The sequence below is a fragment of the Facklamia sp. P9177 genome, assembly GCF_050409585.1.
GTDB lineage: Bacteria > Bacillota > Bacilli > Lactobacillales > Aerococcaceae > Facklamia.
Map to the genome: position 1 here is coordinate 18,572 of NZ_JBNUPE010000005.1, position 14,648 is coordinate 33,219.

General features: G+C 36.5%; 17 protein-coding genes. 10 read left to right on the forward strand and 7 right to left on the reverse strand.

Annotated elements, in window-relative coordinates; translation table 11 throughout:
- The first annotated feature begins 505 nt into the window (after positions 1-505).
- From ACQV18_RS03785 to ACQV18_RS03800, 4 genes are all read left to right on the forward strand, one after another.
- Positions 506-658 carry a tryptophan-rich sensory protein gene (locus ACQV18_RS03785; RefSeq protein WP_428892607.1) on the forward strand — a complete coding sequence of 51 codons (153 nt, stop codon included), beginning with the start codon at positions 506-508 and terminating at the stop codon, positions 656-658.
- A gap of 36 nt (positions 659-694) precedes the next feature.
- Positions 695-1,057 (forward strand): TIGR02328 family protein, encoded by a 363-nt coding sequence (locus ACQV18_RS03790; protein ID WP_428892608.1) that lies wholly within the window; start codon positions 695-697, stop codon positions 1,055-1,057.
- Between the two features lie 146 nt (positions 1,058-1,203).
- Complete coding sequence (locus tag ACQV18_RS03795; protein WP_428875164.1) at positions 1,204-1,422, forward strand: LOG family protein; 219 nt, start codon at positions 1,204-1,206, stop codon at positions 1,420-1,422.
- 84 nt (positions 1,423-1,506) lie between these two features.
- On the forward strand, positions 1,507-2,124 hold the full coding sequence (locus ACQV18_RS03800; protein WP_428875165.1) for a DUF5052 family protein: 618 nt from the start codon (positions 1,507-1,509) through the stop codon (positions 2,122-2,124).
- 57 nt (positions 2,125-2,181) lie between these two features.
- Here ACQV18_RS03800 and ACQV18_RS03805 read toward each other — a convergent pair whose 3' ends face one another.
- The 4 genes from ACQV18_RS03805 to ACQV18_RS03820 form a co-directional block, all read right to left on the reverse strand.
- Positions 2,182-2,769, reverse strand: coding sequence for a pyridoxamine 5'-phosphate oxidase family protein (locus tag ACQV18_RS03805; RefSeq protein WP_428892609.1), 588 nt, complete (start codon positions 2,767-2,769; stop codon positions 2,182-2,184).
- Between the two features lie 91 nt (positions 2,770-2,860).
- Positions 2,861-3,862: a lipoate--protein ligase gene (locus ACQV18_RS03810; RefSeq protein ID WP_428873169.1), complete on the reverse strand. Its 1,002-nt coding sequence runs from the start codon at positions 3,860-3,862 to the stop codon at positions 2,861-2,863.
- A 6-nt stretch (positions 3,863-3,868) separates the two neighbouring features.
- Positions 3,869-4,795, reverse strand: coding sequence for a lipoyl synthase (lipA, locus tag ACQV18_RS03815; protein ID WP_428873170.1), 927 nt, complete (start codon positions 4,793-4,795; stop codon positions 3,869-3,871).
- Positions 4,796-5,044 carry a biotin/lipoyl-containing protein gene (locus ACQV18_RS03820; RefSeq protein WP_428873171.1) on the reverse strand — a complete coding sequence of 83 codons (249 nt, stop codon included), beginning with the start codon at positions 5,042-5,044 and terminating at the stop codon, positions 4,796-4,798.
- 353 nt (positions 5,045-5,397) lie between these two features.
- Between ACQV18_RS03820 and ACQV18_RS03825 the strand changes: the two genes are divergently transcribed.
- The 5 genes from ACQV18_RS03825 to ACQV18_RS03845 all read left to right on the forward strand — a co-directional run bounded on the left by ACQV18_RS03825 (position 5,398) and on the right by ACQV18_RS03845 (position 9,082).
- Positions 5,398-6,723 (forward strand): DUF2254 domain-containing protein, encoded by a 1,326-nt coding sequence (locus ACQV18_RS03825; protein WP_428873172.1) that lies wholly within the window; start codon positions 5,398-5,400, stop codon positions 6,721-6,723.
- 243 nt (positions 6,724-6,966) lie between these two features.
- Positions 6,967-7,284, forward strand: a complete 318-nt coding sequence (locus ACQV18_RS03830; RefSeq protein WP_428873173.1) for a PTS sugar transporter subunit IIB — start codon at positions 6,967-6,969, stop codon at positions 7,282-7,284.
- Between the two features lies 1 nt (position 7,285).
- The gene (locus ACQV18_RS03835; protein ID WP_428875170.1) at positions 7,286-7,621 is read left to right on the forward strand and encodes a PTS lactose/cellobiose transporter subunit IIA; all 336 of its coding nucleotides are present in this window, start codon (positions 7,286-7,288) and stop codon (positions 7,619-7,621) included.
- Between the two features lie 131 nt (positions 7,622-7,752).
- Positions 7,753-8,610 (forward strand): hypothetical protein, encoded by an 858-nt coding sequence (locus ACQV18_RS03840; RefSeq protein WP_428875171.1) that lies wholly within the window; start codon positions 7,753-7,755, stop codon positions 8,608-8,610.
- A 28-nt stretch (positions 8,611-8,638) separates the two neighbouring features.
- Positions 8,639-9,082 carry a pyridoxamine 5'-phosphate oxidase family protein gene (locus ACQV18_RS03845; protein WP_428873176.1) on the forward strand — a complete coding sequence of 148 codons (444 nt, stop codon included), beginning with the start codon at positions 8,639-8,641 and terminating at the stop codon, positions 9,080-9,082.
- 187 nt (positions 9,083-9,269) lie between these two features.
- On the opposite strand, the gene ACQV18_RS03850 is transcribed toward ACQV18_RS03845, so the two are convergent.
- From ACQV18_RS03850 to ACQV18_RS03860, 3 genes are all read right to left on the reverse strand, one after another.
- The gene (locus tag ACQV18_RS03850) at positions 9,270-10,247 is read right to left on the reverse strand and encodes a permease prefix domain 1-containing protein (protein WP_428873177.1); all 978 of its coding nucleotides are present in this window, start codon (positions 10,245-10,247) and stop codon (positions 9,270-9,272) included.
- Between the two features lie 2 nt (positions 10,248-10,249).
- A complete protein-coding gene (locus tag ACQV18_RS03855; protein ID WP_428873178.1) occupies positions 10,250-10,576 on the reverse strand; it encodes a PadR family transcriptional regulator in 327 nt (108 codons plus the stop codon).
- A 191-nt stretch (positions 10,577-10,767) separates the two neighbouring features.
- Positions 10,768-11,454 (reverse strand): phosphoribosylaminoimidazolesuccinocarboxamide synthase, encoded by a 687-nt coding sequence (locus ACQV18_RS03860; protein WP_428873179.1) that lies wholly within the window; start codon positions 11,452-11,454, stop codon positions 10,768-10,770.
- Positions 11,455-11,650: 196 nt separating this feature from the next.
- On the opposite strand from ACQV18_RS03860, the gene uvrA reads away from it, so the two are divergent.
- Positions 11,651-14,497, forward strand: a complete 2,847-nt coding sequence (gene uvrA, locus ACQV18_RS03865) for an excinuclease ABC subunit UvrA (protein ID WP_428875175.1) — start codon at positions 11,651-11,653, stop codon at positions 14,495-14,497.
- The last annotated feature ends 151 nt before the right edge of the window (positions 14,498-14,648 follow it).

The following is a 14,648-nucleotide window of genomic DNA, read 5'->3' on the forward strand; positions in this document are numbered from 1 at the left end:
GAATCATTCACTGAGCTTCAAGCTTTGGACCTGCATGGACTGATTGATGAATTTAGTAAAAAGGATTTAAAGGATCCTGTTAGGATGGAACGGATAGCTGGAGAGGTGAAGAAATAGTTAGAGCGTTTTTATGATCGATGCTAAAGCATTTTAGTCAAAGACGAATGGCTTTTGGCTTATAATAGAAAAGGAAGTGGTGTGATGAATAGTAAAAACTGATTACTTATTGGAGCTTCATTGAGGGGTGGGATAATTATTGATTGGTTGACGGCTGATAATGCTAAAGCAGACGATGAAAAGTACAAACAGCCCCTATTTACACCACTCAAACAAACTTTTTGCATTGTTTGACCATTATGATATACCATGCTGGGGATTGCTCGAATAATCATCGAGGAAAGTAAAGAGAAAGACGAAGCCGTTATAAGCTATCGAACCCAATTAGGTCTTAATGGTCTTGGGTCACTGCTATATTTTAAGTAAAAATACCACGGCATTACTTTAAATGAAAGTTTTGTTTTTCATAGCTGTTCTAGTCACAGCCATTAAATTTTATCAAAAGAACACTTGGGCGGTATTACTCTTATTGCCCTATGTAATTTGGTCGGCTTTTGCTTCTTATCTTAATGGAGCTACTTGGTTCTTAAATCGAGATTAAGTGTCTTATTGCAATGAATAAATTAGGAGGGAAACAATGCGTTTATGGCATCAAGATTTAATTTCATTATTACCTCGACAACAACTTTTAGGACAACATCGAGAATGTTGTGCCTTAAGAGGGAAGGGGTGGGGCAAGCCACATTCTACTGTAAACTATGTTTTTAGTTATCATCCCTATAAATTATACCAATACCATGTTTTAGTAATGGAAGAAATGATAGCCAGAGGCTATCAGCCGGATAGCCTTTGGCTAGATCCCAAATACCGTGGCAAATCAGCTCCGTCTTATCAGGATTTAGAAGCCCTCTCATTAGATTGTCCCATCTATCCAGAACATGATGAAGTTTATCTTCAAGCTTGTTTGATGAATTTAAAGGATAAGGGGATTGCTATTTAAATAAAAAACAATTAAGACTGTTGCAAAAAATTTTCTTTTGAGAATAATTTTGTTTAATGGGCTAAGAATAACTATTTATTGACAAAAAATTAGTTATAATAGTAAATTGAAAAAGAGGAGGTAGACTATTAAAATAGTGGTTTATTGTGGTGCTTCCTAATGGAACAGGGATATCGGATGAAGTAGTGGAAGCCGTCTCTTGGAGTCGGGTGGGTCAAAACACGAATCCTTGTATATTCATGAATGTTAATGGTTATTACAATGGACTACAAAAAGTTTACCAACAAATGGTTGAAGAAGGATTTCTCTTAACGGAAGATTATAAGCAAATTGAAGGATTCATTAAAAACGAATCACGATTGTAAATAAGTGAAAATCAGCCTCTAGTACAAGTCGCTTAGTAATTGATTCTGGTAGAATAGATATACTATTAAGAAAAGGAGACTAAAATGAAAAACAAACACACTTTTAAATTATCTATCCTATTAATAATGGTTTTAGCTTTGACTGGCTGTCAGGCTATAAGTGAATTTGTTTCTGGCTTTAAACAAGATTTTATTGGTTTGACTATGACCGTCCAAACTTATGATGAGCAAGCCCAGATCATTGATTCTATGACGGGAAAATCAGTTTCAATTGAACGAGATGAAGAGTTCGATTCACAAACAGCTGAAGGCTCAACCAAAGCTGACTCACAGGTTTTAGATATTCAAATTGGTGGGCACACGATGACTCATGTAGGATCATCTTTGATTGCTGCTGAGAAGGGGTTAAATGACTTGACGATGGAGGTAGATAATCGCGTTGAACTTTATGATACGAGATCGAACCTTCCATTCATTTCGCGCTTACAGGACAATTTAGGCCAAACCTTTTTTGGTAAAAAGAAGACGATTATGGTGCGAAGCCAAAACGGAACACCTTTAGCCGTTTATTCAGGAAATAAGGTCTCCTATTTTAAAACGGATGTACCTAAGTCGACAGGACTCATAATAGATGGCAAGTATCTCTTTATTTACCGTTGTGATTACACGATCTATGACAATGAGTTACTCGAAAATAGTTAGTTATTTAAAGCGATTTTTGAAAATAAAAAAGATGCGGACGTCAGTCACAGCCTCTTTTTAAACTTTCCATCCTCGGGCATGTTTCATTTCTTGCCCTTGATCATCATATTTCTTTCTTTTGCTCGAAAGGTGCTCTATTTCGATAGCATAGACTTGAACATAATCGAAAGCTGTGTCAATGGCTTTATCAACTAGTGAATAATGTTTAGGGACATATTTTTTGGCGATCAGACGTAAGGCCTTGAGCAATTCTTTTTCGTTAGTAACTTTGCGAATTTTACCATAGATAATGGCCGACTCAAATTCAGTAGTAAAAACAGTACGGGCTAAAGTGCCCCATGATTTTGGATCAGCAGCTATCCTTGCGATTTCACTTTCACTATATAAATTAGGAACTTGAACTTTACCGACAAAAGTGACACAGACAGCCATACCGTCTTCAAGTAAATCAACCTTTTTACCGGCTCTTGCACTATGAAAATAGAGGGTTTGATTGTGACGTATCATTGACAAAGGAATTGCATAAGGATAGGGTTGATCGGGCATACTTAGTACACCGTATTGAGCTTGATCGATAACTTTTTCAGCAAAATCATTGGGCATGGCACGGTCTTGACGGCGCATGGCTTGATGGATATCAGACATTTGAGACCTTCTTTCTATGGAGGTAGAGGATAAAAGCGACTTCTAAAAGAAAACATCAGGGGGTTTAGACCTGATGTTTTCTATTGATAGCTTATAAGTCTTTGAATAGAGTGTCAATAATTTGTTGATTACTGATGTTGTGAATTAAATCTTGCGGATAGTTATCATTAAAATGGTCTTGCATGGTTTTTTTATTAAAGCTAATCCCTTTTACAGAATGCTCAAAATCCCTTAAATCGTGCGTGCTAAAGAAGTCTCCTTCAAAAAGGAGTGATTGAATGACACCTTTTTCCACTTTGCAATGAAGTTTGAGGAGACCTCCGGGTAATACCGCTTCGTTAACTAAAGAAAACGCTGGATTACGGCCGAAGACCCACTCCCAGGACTCAAATTTTTCTTTTTTAAGTTTTTGGACGGCTTTTTCATCTTCTTCACTTAGGTGGAAGTAGCTTGGCTGCTCGCCTATAATTTCTTTGACTAAAGCGTTTTTAAAGGTCTTAGCATCCCAATCGTCTGGGCAGTAATTCTTAATATTAGTTGTCCGATCTTTAACAGACTTGATTCCTTTGGAGATAATCTTGTGTTTAGCGGGGTTTAAATAACAGGCCATAGCAGACAAGTCGCTATCAAATAACAAGGAACCATGATGCAGGGTGTAGTCTCCTTTAAAACATTGAGCATTGCCGGAAATTTTTTTACCGTGTATGGCTAAGTCATTGCGACTGTTCATTTCAGCTGGAATCTCTAAATTATTCAAGGAGTGAATGATGGACTGCATAAAGCGTTGAAAATCAATAGCTTCGTGTCGTTTATTTCCTTGAGGTCGAGGTGAAATAAAGCTATATTGCCAGCCACCTTGGTCGGTGAAGATAGTACCGCCCCCTGTATTACGTCGTGTAATAGTGACTTGATCTTTTTCTAGTTCTGGTAAGTTCAGTTCAACATATGCATTCTGGTAATTACCCAGCATGACTGTAAAATCGGTTTGCCAGATCATGAAAAGGTCTTCTTTTAAAGCTTTTTGGGTCATTAAGTATTCTTCTAAGGCAAAGTAATAGTTAGGATCAAGTGAATCAGTCGGTAAATATAACATGGGTCTTTATGCTTCTTCTTTGGCTAATTGAGCCACTAAGCTATTTTCAGCATCAAAGTTATGGTCAACACCGACGGCATCCAAGGATTCATGAGCCTTGTAGGAGCTTCTTACTTGAGGTCCAGAGGCTACGAACTTGAAGCCCTTTTTCATCCCCATTTTATTGTATCTACCAAATTGTTCAAGCGAAATATATTCTTCTAGTTTGTAATGCTTAGGGGAAGGCTGAAGGTATTGTCCAATTGTAAAGAAATCTACGCCTACCGCTAAACTATCATCCATAGCTTGAGCAACCTCTTCTTCAGTTTCACCTAAGCCTAGCATTATCCCTGTCTTTGTATAGATATGGGGTGCTTGTTTTTTAATATATTTTAAAACGTCAAGAGAACGTTCATAGGTAGCGCGGTGACGAATTCTTGGAGATAAACGCTCTACCGTTTCGATATTATGATTAATAATTTCAGGATTTGCTTCAATAACAAGGTCAATACTTTCTTTGTTACCTAGGAAATCTGGTATAAGCACCTCGATCGTTGTGTCTGGGCATTTTTCTTTAACAGCACGAATTGTGCGAGCAAATTGTTCAGCTCCACCATCTTCTAAATCATCACGTGCCACACTGGTCACTACCACATGGCGAAGCCCCAGTGTTTTACAAGCATCGGCTAAATTTTCAGGCTCCTTGTCATTCACTTCTTCCATATTGCCTGTCAGAATATCACAAAAACGACAAGCTCTTGAGCAATGGCTACCAAGGATCATGAAGGTGGCTGTACCATTTTTGTAGCACTCACCTAGGTTAGGACAGGTAGCTTCGGCACAAACGGTATTAAGTTGTAGGCTAGAAAGTAAGTTATTAACTTGATCGACGGATTCATTGTCAAAACGGATACGTGGTTTTACTTGGGTTGATGAAGAGGCAGTGATTTTCATTTAAGCTTCCTCACTTTCTTCAATGGTCGCAATTAAATCACCAGCAGTCACTTTGTCACCTAGCTCTTGATGGATAGCTATTAGCTTTCCAGAAAAAGGCGACTCAATCTCATGAACAGCTTTATCGGTTTCGACTGAATATAATACTTCACCTTTTTGAATGCTTTGGCCAACCTCTGTGGTCCATTCAATAATGACCCCTGACAATACTTTTGAACTTAATTTTGGAAATACAATTTCTTTTTTCAAAATGACTCCTCCAATCAATTAATTTAAAGTTATTTCCTAGGAAATCTCTACGCTCCATTGTAGACATTCCGCTATAAATGTTCAATACTTTTCACAAAAATTTAATCCAGTTCTTGCCTTCCCACCCAAGTTCATAAAACCTAGCGTACAGGCATTTTTATATCAAATACACTTAAGTTCGTGAAAAAAAATAATAAGAAAAGTCCGAAAGATTGTGATAAAAATTCAAGAACTAGGTCTTGATTAATCATCATAAAGAGAGGTAAGAATTTATTTTGTGAATGTCTACTTGTGGAATGGGTAAGAATGTTCTATTCTTAATGGAAGATAGAGTGAAATGAGGAAAGGTGCATATGATAGAAAGCTTAAAACTATATTTTGAAGATCAAAAATCTTGGTGGGTATTTGTTTATAATGTTATACTTGCTTTCTTTTTAGCGGTACTTGTCATGTTAATGGATGTGCGCTATTGGGGAGACCTAGATGCGCTACCGAGTGTGTTACTAACCAGTCAAAACTTTGCGCAAATGATATTAAGTTCTTTAGCAGGCTCCCTTTTTGCTGTGGCAACTTTTACTTTTGCTACCATGCTGAGTGTGATGTCCTATTATGCTTCTAGTTTTGGGCCGCGAACAATTGAAAATTTTCTTTTTCGTAAATCGTCTACTCAAACTTTGGGTATTTATTTAGGTGGTTTTGTTTATTGCCTGGTTTCCTTATTTTTCATGCGCGAATCTCAAGGCGAATATTTAGTGATGTCGGGGACAGTGGCTTTAATGTATGGGATTACAAGTGTTTTATACTTTATTCGTTTTGTTTTTGATATCTCACAATCTGTTCAACACAATCAGGTCATTAAAGGACTATTTGAAAGAGCTTCAAAAATTATCTCGGAAAATAAAGCCTTTTTTGAAGCAGCAACATTTGTGGACCAATTGCCTTCTATTAAAGGGGCAGCCAGTCAAAGTGTGCAGTCTTTGAAACAAGGTTATCTAGATTTTGTCGATATTGATCGTTTATTTGATTTAGCAAAAGAATGTAAATGTGTGATTGTTTTGAAGGTTAGAAATGGTGATTTTGTAGGTAAAGGAGCTGTTTTAGCTGAGGCTTATTCTTTGAAGAAACAAAAAGATTGGGAAAAGTTTGAAGAGAAATTGAATCGGTCTTTTATTTTTCAACACGAACCTTCTTCTATGTACAATCCTGATTTTGCTCTTTCGAAGTTAACAGATATCGCTTTGCGGAGTGCCTCACCTTCTATAAATGACCCCAACACCATTAGTCATGTTTTTCGTTACCAGTCCATTTTATTAGGTGAATTAGGGCAAGCTCCGGCCAGGTATGCAGTCTATTTAGAAGAAATAGAATTACCTTCGTCACAAACACTAGAAGTAGGCGTTTGTTATGACTACTGCCCTTTTCAGAAGATTCTATTCCAAAATTTTGGTCAATTGGTTCAGTATATTAATCAAGACGCCTATTTAATTCGTGATCTTTATGAAGCCTTATATTTCATTGGCCTTAATTCTTCTCATAAGCATCAAGAGGTTATTAAAGGGTTTATATCATACTTATCAAATAAAATAACCGACCATTTTGAGTCTGAATATGACCAAAGAATGTTTAACGAAGTGATGGAACCTATTGCTAGGTTAAGGCCTAAAGAAACTGAGAAATAAAGGTGTAAAAAATTGCTGTAATTTGTTAGACTATTGGTGTGAGCAAAGATTTTAGTTTTTTAATGAGGCCGATCACAACGAATCAGCTTTATCAGTTTTAATGTGCGATTAAAAGACACCGTTAGTAAATAATGGCACTGTTTATCAAAAAAAAGCATAAAGCCGTTGAAAACGCTTAAATAATCAGCTAATATAGATTCTATAAGAGTAATTATTTGTGATTTATTATATGGAGGGTGACTAATGAGTAAAAAAACAATTATGTTGGTGTGTGGTACTGGAATGTCTACAACCATGTTGGTTAATAAGATGAATAATATTGTAAAGACTGAAGAACTAGATTATGAGATTATTTCATCTTCGATCCATGAAATGGAAGATTATGTAAACAATGAAAATATCGATGTCTTATTATTAGGACCACAAGTTTCTTATTTATCAGAAGGTTTGTCTAAACGCTATGCTCCAAAGCAAATCATTGTTGAAAGTATTGATAAAAATGATTACGGCTTAGCAAACGGTAGAAAAGTCTTGTTGCAAGCCGAATCGCTTTTAGACTAAAATGAAAGTAGAAGAAGTACAAGAAATTGCCATGCTAATGATTGCCAATGGTGGCGATGCGCGCAGTCAATCAATGGAGGCTATCCGCTTTGCTAAAGAAGGCAATTTTGATTTGGCTCAGCAGAAGTTCGCATTAGCCCAGGAGTCAATCTTAACTGCTCATCAATTGCAGACAAAGTTATTGGTAGGCGAAGCTCAAGGGAATAGCTCGGAATTATCTTTATTAATGATTCATGCCCAAGACCACCTGATGAACGCAATGACTGTTAACGATATGGCAAAAGAAATCGTCGATTTATATCAATTAATCCTACCGAATCATAAAAAATTTAAATAAATAATTATTTAAACCTTCTTTTTCTTTAAGAAGGTTTTTCCTTTCCATGGGAGAAGTTCACCAGCCCTATGTTGAAGCTAGCAGCGATAATTGATAAAATAAAGAATATCAAAAATGATAGGAGTGGTTAGATGTTATCTGATTCGATTCAAAGATTAAAAAGACATTATGGTTATTTTATGGGGACTATTCTTATTGCAACTGTAGGATCCTCCGTAATCAATAGAATTCTCAATATGTTCTCTCCGGTTAATGATCAATTGAATACATTTATTACCAGTGTTAATGAAACGATGACACCCGATCAATTAGTTCAATTTAGTCAAGATTTTTTTAAAGCACAATATACAGGTGTAGGAGGCTTAATAGCCTTAATCACTATGATACTATCAGTATTCCTACGCATTATGCAAAGAAGATCCTATTTTCAAAAGCTAAATTTTCCTGAAATGCGAATAGCAGATTCAGCTTTCTTTCATACCTCTCCTGTAAAAATCATTACACTTCCGATCAAGTCTTTTTTTGCCAATGTCTTGGGTTGGATCGCCGGGTTCTTACTATTATTTGTTTCTGGCTTGATATTTTTTCAACTAAGCCAATATGGCAATACGGCTAGCTTAGTTTTTGTTTTGATATTTATGCTGTTGGCATTGGCCTTAAGCGTGTTTTTAGTACCTATTTCATATCTAATAGCATATGATGTGGAAGGCAAGTATAATTTCTGGGCAACCTTTACTAAAAGTTTAACGGTAGCTAAAAATAATTTTGGCCGAATCGCAAAAAGCCTAATAGTTATTCTTTTAATCTTTATTGTCTTTTTTATTTTGATAGGTCTTCTAGGCTTCGTTATGATGGATGGAGTTGGAGCGATTGTTACTGTAGGGTTGTTAGGGCTTCTAACAATAATTGGGTTAATTTTTTGGGTAGGTCCTTTAGTTGAAGTGTATATGGCTCAAACTCTAAATCATATTTTTAACAGAGAATATTAATTTCAATTGTTTTTTAAGGAGAAAAAAGATGAACATCGAAAAAATTATGGATATATTTCAAAATGATATGAAAGTCGCTGTGCTAGCAACGGTTGACAATGAAAATAAACCGCATGCTCGATATGTTCATGTTGGTCTAGCAAACGATAAAGGAATCTTTTTCATGACCAATCCTAAAACAAATCTTTATCAACAACTCCAAGACAATAAAGCTGTTGCAATGACAGCTATGAAAGAAGAAGATTATTTGATTCAGGTGATTCGGATTGAAGGGAAAGTACGAGAGTTAGGTAAAGAAAAATTAACAGAAATTTTAGGTAACAATCCTTATGTTGAAATAGTTTACCCTGATCAAGCAGATCAAGTGGGTGCCCAAGTGTTTCAAATATATGAAGGTAAAGGCTTCTACCACTCAATGACTCAAGGTCATAAGTATGAGTTTGAAATTGGTGGAAAATTATCTAAGATGTAATGATAAAGCCCTTTGAAAATGTAGAAGTTACATTTTCAAAGGGCTTCACTAATTGTTCAATTAGAAAGAATGCTGGAGGGATCTTGCTCTCAGTCAAAGATAGGTGGAGCTATACTTTATTAAAGCCAAAATCTCTCAAAGGTAAAGATTTTTTCATATAGCTATTTAGTAATCGAAGTGATTTTATTTAATCGGTTTTTAATCCTAACAAATGTTTTAAAAGGTCCTCTATCACGCTAGCAATTATAAAGGTCACCCAAGAAATTGCCCAAGCGCTACTGATAAACGACCAGAGAAAATAAATAACAGTGACCAATGGCCAGTATATATCATCAAATATTTTATCTGTTTTTTTAAGACGCTCTCGACTGTTGATTTCTTGAGGGCTAACCTGTGATGAAAGGCCAGATTCCAATAACTTTTTATAAGTTGATTGATTTCCTCCTAAATAGATGAAAAGGAAGACTGCGCTAGCAACACAGATCAAGAGTCCGGAAATAGTCAAATCTGCTAGACCAGTTGCTACATTTAGACTGTCAACTATAACGATAGGTATAATGGGTAGAAGAATTAAGGCGATACCAGCAATGAATCCATAAGAGCTAACTTTCTCTTGTTGTTTCAAGTCGTTTTTTAGTTGCCTTTCTAAGTTCTTAGATAAACGATATTCTCCCTTAGCTACTTTTTTTGGTTTGCCATTAAATTGGCTAGCTGTTACATAGAAACCAACAGCAATTACAATTGACACTATGATGATACTAATTCCGAAGCTATCGGCTAAGGTGCTGTTTTCACCTAAGACACTTTCTAAAGTCATGAAGACTGATGAAGAGGCAATCATTAAAAAGGTGCCGAGGGCTGTTAATAAATTTGACTTGGTGCTATTGGTAATAAAAGCATTGATTTCTTCTTCTGTGAGTAAGGGATAGTGTGGCAGTTTGTTTTTATCTTGTGTTTTGAATTGATAAGCATCAAACAGTTCCTCAATACTGCCAAATTCAGTAATCACTTTACCAACGGCTTCATGCTCACTCAGACCTGAATCAATTAAGTCTTGGTATTTGTCTTCCATATTTGCCAAGATTTCTGCCTTCAGTTGAAGCATTTCATCATTGACTTCAATCTTGGTAAACATAGAATCAAGATAGGTTTTTATTACGTCCATAATTAAGCTCCTTTAATAATATTTTCCACGATTGCTTTAACGATTGTCCATTCTTTGACTTTATCTTGTAAGACTTCTTTCCCTTTTTGCGTTAATCGATAGTAGGTTCTTGGACGACCATTTGTTTTCTGGCCGGGATAGTCTTCGATTAAACCATCTTTTTTTAAGCGGTTAAAAATGGAGTAAAGAGTTGTTTCTTTCATGATGTATTTTTCATTGGATAAATGAGAAATTGTTTTGCCAATTTCATAACCATAGGAATCACTCTTATCTAAAATAGCTAGGATGAAAAGGTCGTTATACCCTCTAAAAATATCACTATTTATCAATGAATCACCTCACTCTTTTTACTGTATCTGATGGAGTATTTAAATTATAAAACAATTACTACGGCAGATAAAGTAGTTTTTTAAAAAATCAGACCATAGTCCTAGGAAAATAGGAATAAAACAAGCGCCTCTCGATTATTTAATCGAGAGACGCTTTGATTTTATTATTTGGCTTAGATTTAAAATAGGAATTAAGCTTTAAATAGTAATTGGTGTAATTTCAATGGTTCAATATATTGGCCGTCTTTATAGACACGCATATTACCACCAGAGATTTCATCAATTAGGACAACTTCATCGTTGTTTTGTAAAGTACCAAATTCAAACTTAATATCATAAAGATCAAGACCATGAGCTTTTAATTCATCAGATACAATGGTTGTAATTTGACGAGTGAGCTCAACGGTGCGGTCTACTTGTTCAGCGGATAAAATATCAAGAACAACTAATCCGTCTTTAGTGATTGGTGGATCTTGACGATCATCATCTTTAATTGTGAACTCCACGTATTGAGGAAGATCACTGCCTTCTTCAATATAATCACCGTAGCGACGGAAGAAAGAACCCACTGCTTTTTGGCGGCAAATCACTTCTAAACCTTTACCAAACACTTTAGCAGGCTTAACCTCCATTGTTTGTTCATCCATGTTTGCATTAACAAAGTGTGTTGAGATTCCAGCTTGATGGATTTTATCAAAGAAAAATTGAGACATTTCTAAACCAGCACGACCAACGCCTTCGATAGATAGACCAACAGAGTTCGCCCCAGGGTCAAAGACACCGTTTTCTCCAGTGACATCGTCTTTAAATTTTAAGAGGTAGTTTCCATTTTCCAAGGAGTAGACGTCTTTTGTTTTGCCTTTATAAACTAATTGCAATTTCAACACCCTTTCTTATTAACATGAGTTAATTTTAGCACACCCCTATCTTAAGGAGTATAAAAAGTTAGATGAATAAACGAAATTCCAGTTAAACGTTCGGGAAAACATACGAACAAATTTTCTGGTTTAGAAAGTGACCTGTGTTATAATGAGGTGAAGAGTTTTTTTACGGACAGAGAAGAGAGGGATTATTTTGACTAAAGATAAAATTACCATCAAGGGTGCAAGAACCCACAATTTAAAAAATATAGACATAGAAATACCTCGTGATCAATTAGTTGTAGTGACTGGATTATCGGGGTCTGGCAAGTCATCACTTGCCTTTGATACCCTATATGCAGAAGGCCAAAGAAGGTATGTAGAAAGTTTGTCAGCCTATGCACGTCAATTTTTAGGGCAAATGGATAAACCGGAAGTCGATTCGATTGAGGGTCTGAGTCCCGCCATTTCAATTGATCAAAAGACAACCAGTAAGAACCCGCGCTCAACCGTAGGAACAGCTACTGAAATTAATGATTTTTTACGTTTGCTTTATGCCAGAGTAGGGACTCCCTACTGTCCTCGTCACAACTTACCCATTGTTAGACAATCTGTTGAACAGATGGTGGATCGCTTATTGGAATTACCAGATCGCAGTAAAATTCAAATTCTTTCACCACTTGTAAGGAATCAAAAAGGGCAGCATAAAAGAGTGTTGGAGCAAGTAGCTAAAGAAGGTTATGTTCGTGTAAGAGTAGATGGAGAAATATTTGATTTAACCGAAGTTCCCGAACTTTCAAAAAAAGTCAGTCATACTATTGAAATTGTGGTCGATCGAATTGTGATTAAAGAAGGGATTCGATCTCGACTTTATGACTCCGTTGAAACAGCAGTGAATGCTTCTAAAGGTTATTTAGTTGTAGATGTAATTGATGGAGAGGAACTTTATTTTAATGAGCATTATACTTGTCCATACTGTGATTTTTCTATTGAAGAGTTAGAACCAAGACTTTTTTCTTTTAATGCACCCTTCGGTTCTTGTCCGGCTTGTGATGGTTTGGGCGCTCGTTTAACTCCTGATGAAGATTTAATTATTCCTGATCCAACCTTAACTTTGCGTGAGGGAGCCTTTTTACCTTGGGGCAAAGAAGGTTCGGGCTACTATGCTTCTATGCTAGAACAATTTGCTAAAGCTTACGGTATCCCAATGGACCTTCCTTATGAAGAATTAACCAAGGACCAACAAGAAGCACTCAAATATGGCCAACCTAACTTTCACTTTAAATTTACCTTTGAACCCATGCACGGCGGTAAGAAGCGAACGGTTGATCAGACATTTGAAGGGATCTTTAATAATGTTGAAAGACGCTATAATCAAACAAGTTCAGATTATATGCGAGATGTTTTGCGTAATTATATGCAAGAGTTAGAGTGTCCAACTTGTAGAGGTCAACGCTTGAACGAAAAAGCTTTAAGTGTAAGAGTGGCTGATAAAAATATTGCTCAAGTGACAGCATTGTCTATTGATATGGCAAAAATACATTTTGAAAATATACAATTTGATGAGCATGACTTGATGATTGCTCAACCGATTATGAAAGAAATCAATGATCGTTTGACTTTTCTAGATAATGTGGGATTGGAGTATTTGACACTCGATCGAATTGCAGGCTCGTTGTCAGGAGGAGAAGCTCAAAGGATTCGTTTAGCTACCCAAATTGGCTCGCGACTAAGCGGCGTGCTTTATATACTGGATGAACCTTCAATTGGCTTGCATCAACGAGACAATGATCGCTTAATTCATTCATTAATGGAGATGCGTGATTTAGGGAACACCCTAATTGTTGTTGAGCACGATGAAGAGACCATGTTAGCAGCTGACTACCTAATCGATATTGGGCCTGGTGCGGGCGATCAAGGAGGAAAAATTGTAGCTGCTGGAACCCCTCAAGAGGTAATGGGGAACCCTGACTCTCTTACTGGTAAATACCTAAGGGGCGAAAAAGGGATTGTTGTGCCTAAAAAACGTAGACAGGAAGACTTAGGTTGGATTGAGGTCAAGGGTGCTCGTGAAAACAATTTAAAAAATATCGATGTTTCTTTTCCAATTGGTCGCTTAACTTGTGTGACTGGCGTTTCCGGTTCTGGCAAATCGTCCTTAGTGAATCGCATCTTAAAAGTTGCCTTAGCTAAGCGGTTAACCTCTACTCAGGAAAGACCGGGTAAATTCAAAGATATCAGTGGATTTGAAGAGCTAGAAAAAGTGATTGAAATTGATCAAAGTCCAATTGGTCGAACTCCAAGGTCTAACCCGGCAACCTATACTTCTGTTTTTGATGACATTCGTGCATTATTTGCGAATACTAATGATGCTAAAATTCGCGGTTACAATAAAGGAAGATTTTCATTTAATGTCAAGGGAGGACGTTGTGAATCTTGTGGTGGAGCAGGTATTAAGAAAATTGAAATGCATTTTCTCCCAGATGTTTATGTTCCGTGCGATGTCTGTCATGGCGCCCGTTACAATTCAGAGACACTCGAAATTAAATTCAAAGGACAATCGATAAGCGATGTCTTAAATATGACAGTCGATGAAGCGGTGGAATTTTTTGATGCGCATCCAAAGATAGCGCGCAAAATGAAAACGCTGCAAGACGTAGGTTTAGGCTATATCCAGTTAGGACAATCGGCAACCACTTTATCGGGTGGCGAAGCACAGCGAATGAAATTAGCCGCTGAACTTCATCGTGTTTCCAATGGCAAAACGCTTTATATTTTGGATGAACCGACTACTGGATTACATGTTCATGATATTGTTAAATTAATGAATGTTATTAATCGATTAGTAGAGGCTGGCAACACGGTAGTTATTATTGAACACAATCTTGATGTAATTAAAACGGCAGACTATATTATTGATATGGGGCCCGAAGGTGGTAGTCACGGAGGTCAAGTAGTGGCTGTTGGTACTCCAGAAGAAATCGCTAGAAAACGAAAGAGTCATACTGGCAAATTTTTAAAAGATATTTTGAAGCGCGATAAAGATAAGGGTTTTCGATAATAGAGAGCATAGGCTGGGAAATTAAGACGTCCGGCCTATGCTTTTTTAATAATAACCGCTATCCTAATAACAGGAATCAGATAACGATTTCTTTAAAAACAAATATCAGCCTAGGGACCTATGATTAAAGAGTAATTAACTAGCATAATAG